The organism is Gordonia sp. i37 (genome assembly GCF_002043085.1).
GTDB classification, from domain to species: domain Bacteria; phylum Actinomycetota; class Actinomycetes; order Mycobacteriales; family Mycobacteriaceae; genus Gordonia; species Gordonia polyisoprenivorans.
Map to the genome: position 1 here is coordinate 1 of NZ_MVPX01000434.1, position 6,914 is coordinate 6,914.

At 67.2% G+C, this 6,914-nt stretch carries 9 protein-coding genes and 1 pseudogene; 6 read left to right on the top strand and 4 right to left on the bottom strand.

The window, feature by feature from the left end:
- Together B1964_RS21545 and B1964_RS21550 are read left to right on the top strand one after the other, a co-directional pair.
- Positions 1-284: pseudogene (locus tag B1964_RS21545) on the top strand (hypothetical protein); the annotation flags it as partial.
- Between the two features lie 17 nt (positions 285-301).
- Complete coding sequence (locus B1964_RS21550) at positions 302-1,264, top strand: ABC transporter substrate-binding protein (RefSeq protein ID WP_079931220.1); 963 nt, start codon at positions 302-304, stop codon at positions 1,262-1,264.
- A 29-nt stretch (positions 1,265-1,293) separates the two neighbouring features.
- Here B1964_RS21550 and B1964_RS21555 read toward each other — a convergent pair whose 3' ends face one another.
- From B1964_RS21555 to B1964_RS21570, 4 genes are read right to left on the bottom strand one after another with little or no spacing between them, the layout of a single operon-like run.
- Complete coding sequence (locus B1964_RS21555) at positions 1,294-1,803, bottom strand: barstar family protein (RefSeq protein ID WP_079931221.1); 510 nt, start codon at positions 1,801-1,803, stop codon at positions 1,294-1,296.
- Between the two features lie 13 nt (positions 1,804-1,816).
- Positions 1,817-2,314, bottom strand: a complete 498-nt coding sequence (locus B1964_RS21560; RefSeq protein WP_079931222.1) for a ribonuclease domain-containing protein — start codon at positions 2,312-2,314, stop codon at positions 1,817-1,819.
- Complete coding sequence (locus B1964_RS21565; RefSeq protein ID WP_079931223.1) at positions 2,311-3,324, bottom strand: GNAT family N-acetyltransferase; 1,014 nt, start codon at positions 3,322-3,324, stop codon at positions 2,311-2,313. The genes B1964_RS21560 and B1964_RS21565 overlap by 4 nt, the downstream gene beginning before the upstream one ends.
- Positions 3,325-3,332: 8 nt before the next feature.
- Positions 3,333-3,941, bottom strand: coding sequence for a peptide deformylase (locus B1964_RS21570; RefSeq protein ID WP_006372417.1), 609 nt, complete (start codon positions 3,939-3,941; stop codon positions 3,333-3,335).
- Between the two features lie 230 nt (positions 3,942-4,171).
- Here B1964_RS21570 and B1964_RS21575 point away from each other — a divergent pair, with 230 nt between their 5' ends.
- The 4 genes from B1964_RS21575 to B1964_RS21590 form a co-directional block, all read left to right on the top strand.
- The gene (locus B1964_RS21575) at positions 4,172-4,534 is read left to right on the top strand and encodes a DUF3263 domain-containing protein (RefSeq protein ID WP_006372418.1); all 363 of its coding nucleotides are present in this window, start codon (positions 4,172-4,174) and stop codon (positions 4,532-4,534) included.
- Between the two features lie 54 nt (positions 4,535-4,588).
- The gene (locus B1964_RS21580; protein ID WP_006372419.1) at positions 4,589-5,083 is read left to right on the top strand and encodes a LytR C-terminal domain-containing protein; all 495 of its coding nucleotides are present in this window, start codon (positions 4,589-4,591) and stop codon (positions 5,081-5,083) included.
- A gap of 166 nt (positions 5,084-5,249) precedes the next feature.
- On the top strand, positions 5,250-5,933 hold the full coding sequence (locus B1964_RS21585) for a superoxide dismutase family protein (protein ID WP_079931224.1): 684 nt from the start codon (positions 5,250-5,252) through the stop codon (positions 5,931-5,933).
- A 36-nt stretch (positions 5,934-5,969) separates the two neighbouring features.
- Positions 5,970-6,914, top strand: a 945-nt coding sequence (locus tag B1964_RS21590) for a glutamate--cysteine ligase (RefSeq protein WP_079931225.1), incomplete at its 3' end; no start/stop codon positions are given.

Consider the following 6,914-nt stretch of genomic DNA (forward strand, 5'->3'; position numbering starts at 1 on the left):
CCGCCCGCGCCGCCGAACTCCAAGGCGGTCAGCAGGCACTGACCTCGGTCGACGCCGTGTCGAGGTTGTTGGCCGCATATCCCAATTCCGGGTTCAGCTATCAGATCATCGGCCCGGTGACCGTCAGCGGTACCACGATGAATGCGCAGCTTCAGATGTCCTTGGTGGGCAACGGGTCTCGCTACAAACCGATGAGATGGCTCTGGCTGGACGGCAAGTGGAAGCTGTCCAACGAGAGTGTCTGCGGTATCGCCTCGTACGCCATGATCCCGTGCTCGGTGTGAGCGCCGGAATGGCCAGGATGCGGGCATTGCTCGGAGTATTGATCGCCGCCGCGGTGATCATCGGACTCGCCGCCTGCTCGTCGCCCGACGAGTCGGTTTCCGGTGGCTCCGTGCAGATCAACCTGCCCGACGGCCGGTCGGTGACGATCCCGCAGACCCCCACGCGGATCGTCACCCTCGGCGGGCAGTGGACCGATGTGCTGCTGTCGTTCGGGCAGAAACCGGTCGGCTACTACGACGCGATCCAGGCCACCGCCAAGCAACTCCCGCCGTGGTACGGCACCAAACTCGCCGACTCCACGCCGCTCAACCCCAACGGCGACATCGTCGCCGATGTGGCCAACCTCAAACCCGATCTCATCGTCGCGCCCGGATTCGCCTCCATGAGTGGGGTTTTCGACAAACTGACAAAGATCGCGCCGACCATCGACAAGATCAGTGGGGCGCAGGTCGATCCGTGGCAGGACATGGTCACCCTGATGGGCACCATCCTGCACCTGCCGGACAAGGCCACCCAGATCATCTCCGGCGTCGACGCCAAGATCAACGCCGTCGCCGCGGAGTACCCGGGGCTGAAGGGTAAGACATACTCGTTCGCCTACATGTATGGGTCCGAACAGATCTCGGTCCTCGGTGACCCGCAGGACGGGGCCGGCAAACTCTTCACCTCACTGGGACTGACGATGGCACCCCGGCTGGTGCAACAGAGCACGACGACCGGACAACCGAGATTCCAGATCAGCGCCGAGAACCTGCCGTGGCTCAACTCCGACGTCCTGGTGATGGCCACCCAGTCCGACGCCCTGCGCACCCGCCTCGTCGGGCTGCCCGGATACCGCAACCTCACCTCGGTGAAGACCGGCGCGGTGTCGATGATGGATCAGGTACAGATCACCGGACTCAACGAGCCGTCGCCGAACGCCACCGTCTACGTCCTCGACCGGTTGCGTCCGGCGTTGGCCCGCGCGGCGGGGCAGTAGAGCCTCCGAGACCAGCGGTCGGGAATCCCTCAGCTGTCCGGGATCACCGACGCGACGGCGATGCCGGTGGCCCGCCACCGCGCCAGGGTGGCCCCGCGTGCCGCCACCGGCGTCGAGAGCAACACAGCGAATGTGGACGGGGGATCGGCGATGTCGCGGTAGTGATCCCGGTAGAACACCAGTGACCGCACGAACCAGGCGAATGCGTCGTCGGCGTGCGGCAGCACGTGCTGGGCGTCGGTGAGCACGGTGAGGAATCCGGTGATTCCCGCGGGCTGATCGAGGTCGCGCATGCAGTCGTCGAAGGCGTCGGCGTTGCGCCCGAAATGGTCGGGGAATCGCCAACTTCGAGCGAACTCGTCGAACACATCGCGGCGAGTGGTCAGTCGGGTGCCGGTGATCACCCGCACCCGGAAACCGTCCGGTCGGGGCACGTCGTGGGTGGCGACGCCATCGGGGCCCACGATCAACCCCACCGCCGGTCCACGCCCGGCGGCGCCGATCAGGAACTCGCGCAGCGACACCTGTTGTGTTGTCATGTGTTCCGCGTCTTCATGAAGTCGGGCCCCTGATGAGTACGAAGGTCTGATAGTGGTCGTCGGTGTACCAGGCCGATCCGTCGCTGCCGGTGACGATGCGCTCCGCATCGCGGGATCGGCCCGGCTCCTTCGGGTTGACGTCCCATTCGCGGTAGGTGATCGCCTTTCCGGATGACGTGGTCGACGGTAGCCGACCTTCGTTGTTGCGGAACACGATTCCGCCGCGGGTACCCGGTGCGTTGGCCGCCGCAGGCCATGTGCCCGCATCGATAAGCGCCAGGGTCTGGCGCACCCGGGCGGGAACCCGGGTGTTCGACGGGGCAGATGTGGACGAGACCCCCGACGACGAGACCCCCGATGACGAGGAGCCGTCGTGGGAGTTGTCGATCACCCATGTCACGATCACGACGACGGCGATCACCACCAGTGCCGCCGCGGAGATCACCGCCTGCCGCCGACGCCGAGCGGGACTCGGGCCGGCCGCGCCGCGACCTCTCGGCCCGCCGGTCACGACGACGTCCGTGGTTCGATGTAGCGGTAGCGGTGGTGCAATGCGAAACCGCGTGCGCGATACCAGGTGCCGGCGATCCGGTTGCCGGACTCGACCTGCAGGTACGCGCGCGCGGCCCCGTTCTCGGCACCCCATCGCCGCAATCGTGCGAGCATGGCGTCGCCCAGATGTTCGCGGCGTCGCGCCGGATCGGTCCACAGCGCCGTCAGGCCGAGCATGCGTGTGCCGTCGGGTGATTCGGTGACCGCGCCGCGCCCGATCGCGATCGGTCGGCCCGCATCCTCGATGGCGGCGAAGGTCACCGGCGCGTCGTCGAGGGTCGCGCCCAATACTGCCGTGGCCGCCGCGATGTCGGTGTCGGGACCGAGGTAGGCCCGGAGCCAGTCAGGGGTCGGGGTCGATCGCAGGATGACGTCCGGGTGTTCGGGGAATGGGTGATCGGTGGTGGGCCCGGCGGTCAACACGTGGATGACCGGCGATGCGGGCACACCGTCGACCCCCGGTGGTACCAGTCGTTCAGGTGTCGCGATCAGCGTCGGCAGATCGCGGGCGGCATACCAGGATTCGATGGCCGATCGGGTGGCCGGGTCGAGGCGCGCCGAACGGTCCAGGGCGATGGCGGAATTGGCGCGCCGGGAGATGCCTGCACCGGCCCGCACCAACCAGCCCTCGATCCACGCCTGCTCGGTGCCGGGCCAGGCTGCGGCCGCGGCGTGCTCGAGGGCGCGAATCTCGCTGTTGCGCACAGGAACCGCCGACAACACCCGCAGCGAGGTGATCGCCGCGCGCGGAATCTCTTCGACGGTGCCGTTTCGGTCGAGTCGAACGGGGTCCCCGTCGTCGACGAGAAACCCGGTCACGTCCGATTGGGTGGGACCACCGGAGCGTGCCGGAGCCGGGTTGGGCCAGTCGCGCCAATCGGCGGGAGTTGCCTCGCCCAACAGATAGCGCACCACGACGCGGTCGCCTCGGTATGCGCCGAGGTCGGGTCCGTCATCGCCCACCGCCATCGCCGGAATCAGTCGTCGTCGTGGCCGAAGGGGTCGGCCTGCTCGCCGGGCACCCAGGTGAGTCCGGGCACGCCCCAGCCATTGCGTTTGATGGCCTTCTTGGCGGCGCGGGCGTTGCGGCCGACCAAGACGTCGACGTAGAGGAAGCCGTCGAGATGACCGACCTCGTGCTGCAGCATCCGCGCGAAGAACCCGCGGCCCTCGAGGACGACCTCGGCGCCCGTGCGGTCGACTCCGGTGACCCGCGCCCAGTCGGCCCGCCCGGTGGGGAACTGCTCGCCGGGCACCGACAGGCAGCCTTCGTCGTTGTCGTCGGGGTCGGGCATGGTCTCGGGGATCTCCGAGGTCTCCAGCACGGGGTTCACGACCTCGCCGCGACGCCGCGTCGTGGACAGCCGGGACTCGCCGTCGGGGCAGTCGTAGACGAACATCCGCTTGCCGACCCCGACCTGGTTGGCGGCCAGGCCGACACCGTTGGCGGCGTCCATAGTCTCGTACATGTCGTCGAGCAGGGTCACGATCTCCGCCGAGGGTCGTCCCTGCGCGTCGAGTTCGACCGGCTCGGTCGCGCGATGCAGGACCGGTTCGCCGACAATGCAGATCGGGAGGATTGCCATGCGGGACAGATTACTGTGCGCGAATATTCGTCGACCGTCGGTGACGGCGGGGCCACGGCACGGCTCGGGGACGGGGTGAGCGGGGCCGGCTTCCCCCGCGAGTCACACCACCTCGGCTGGTGCCGTGCGTGGTTAGATATTCACGAACCACACCGCTGTGATTCTCGATGGCCGGCTCGTCGGAAAGTGCGCGGTGTGAGGTGTTGCAGCGAGATCTTCGAGGGAGCGAGATGGACGGCGCAGCAGCGCGTGACCAGAAGCAGCAGAGTGATCGGCCGGATTCGGTGACCACTCCCGACGATGGTGCGCAGGCGGTCGACCCCAATGCGGTCGGACCCGACGGTCTGTCGCGCCGCGAACATGACATCCTCGCCTTCGAGCGGCAGTGGTGGAAGTACGCGGGGGCCAAGGAAGAAGCGATCAAGGAACTGTTCGGACTCTCGGCGACCCGCTATTACCAGATCCTCAACGCCCTGGTGGATCGTCCCGAGGCGCTGGCCGCCGACCCGATGTTGGTCAAGCGGCTGCGCCGGCTGCGGGCATCCCGGCAGAAGGCGCGCGCGGCGCGTCGGCTCGGGTTCGAGATCACCTAGCGGCGGCGGCAGCGTCGCGGGCGCACCGGCCGATGTGCGTTAAGGTCATCGGTGATGAATGCTGATCGCGAGTCGAACCGCCTGCCACTGCGGGCCGGGGCCATGGTGCTCTTTGCGGTCGCCATCGTGTTCGTGGCCCTGGGATGGCATCACGCGGCGACGTCCGGCGACAATCCCGAAGCCCAGTTGCAGGCCGCCCAGTCCAGCGTGCCGAGCACCACGAGTGCCCCGGCGAGCACCTCGTCCTCGGCGGCCGGCAACGCCCGGATCTGCGTGATCAACGCGGGCACCGTCACCGGGCTGGCGACCGAGGTTGACGAAGAACTCAAGGGCAAGGGCTTCACCACGATCGGCATCAACGCCCAGAGCAACTACGACGGCGGCTTCTCGCAGAACACCGTCGTGTACTCGTCGCCGGCGCAGAAGGACCAGGCCGACAAGATCGCCCAGGCCCTCGACAACGATTACACCGTCGACTCCCGCGCGAACCTGGGGAGTTCCTTCAGCAGGTGCGTCGGCGGTATCGCCGTCGTCGCGGTGCAGCGATGACCCGGCACACCTCACCCGGGAATCCCGGGCACCCCCGATCAGGTACTCGCACCGCCGATCCCGCATACTTCAGTGCCGAGGCCCACGGCATTGACCCCGGCACGAGTGCCGACATCTGTGCCGGCATGGGTGCCGGTGTCCCATCACACATCACTCGAGGAGCGAGATGACCGTCAATTCGAAAGCAGGCTCTGCGACCATGCGTGCCCTCGCGGTGCTCGCGTCGGCGGGTGCCGTCGGGTTGGCCTTGGCGGCATGTACTCCCAACGAGCCGACGACCAGCGAGAAGGGCACCACCCCCGCTGTGCAGACCGGCGACCAGGCACCCCAGGGTGGTCTCGTGGACGCCGACAACATCCCGGCCAGCGGTGGCCAGACCGAAACCGCCTCGCTGATCAACACCGACGGGAAGAGCATCGGTGAGGCCGTCTTCCGGCCCAACGGCTCCGCGCTCGGTGTCACCGTGACCGTCAAGGCCGGCAGTGGTATCCCCGCCGGATTCCATGCGATGCACATCCACTCCGGCAGCACCTGCAACACGGCCGACAAGTTCGTCTCGGCGGGCGGCCACCTGCAGGTCGACGGTCACACCGGTCACCCGTCGAGCGGTGACCTGGTGTCGATCAACATCCTGTCCGACGGATCGGGTTCCACGACGACCTCGACGTCGGCGGTCGACCTGTCGCAGATCGCCAACAAGACGATCATCATCCACGAGAACGCCGACAACTTCGCCAACATCCCCAATCGGTACACCTCCAACGGCCAGCCCGGCCCGGACGAGGAGACGATGAGCACCGGTGACGGCGGGGCGCGTCTGGCGTGCGGTCAGATCTCGGCGGCGCAGTAAGTCTGCCGCCACAACCGGCGCCCCTGGACTGAACTGATGCCGGTCAACACCCTCATCGGATTCCGCGGTTCGCCGACCCCGACGCTCGGGGTGGAGTGGGAGTTCGCGTTGACCGACAAGGTCACCGGCGATCTGTCCAACACGGCGGCGGATCTGTTCACCGAGGTCGGCGCACGGTATGCGGGGCTCGACGGCAAGGTCCACAAGGAACTGCTGCGCAATACCGTCGAGCTCGTCACCGGTATCTGCAACACCACCGCCGAGGCGGTCGCCGACCTTTCGCACACCCTGGACGCGGTGCGCGGCGTGGTCGCCGAGCTCGGTGTCGATCTGTACGGCGCAGGGACTCATCCGTTCGCCGAATGGTCTACGCAATTGCTCACCGAGGGGCATCGATACGCCGAACTGATCGAACGCACCCAGTGGTGGGGTCGGCAGATGCTCATCTGGGGGGTGCACGTACACGTCGGTATCGACCACCGCGACAAGGTGTTACCGATCTTGTCGTCGTTGCTCAACTACTATCCGCATCTGCTGGCGTTGTCGGCGTCGTCGCCGATGTGGGCGGGCCAGGACACCGGCTATGCCAGCAACCGCGCGATGATGTTCCAGCAGTTGCCGACCGCCGGGCTGCCGTTCCAGTTCGTGAAGTGGAGCCAGTTCGAGGCGTTCGTCGCCGACCAGAAGACGACCGGGATCATCGACCACATCAACGAGATCCGCTGGGACATCCGGCCGTCACCGCACCTGGGCACCATCGAGGTGCGGGTGTGCGACGGGATGACCAACCTCACCGAACTCTCGGCGGTGGTCGCGCTGATCCATTGTCTCGTCGTCGATCTCGACCGCCGGCTGTCGGCGGGCGAGGAACTCCCGCAGATGGCGCCGTGGTTGGTTCAGGAAAACAAGTGGCGCGCAGCACGTTACGGCCTCGATGCGATCGTCATCCTGGACTCACGTTGCAACGAGCGGCTGGGCACC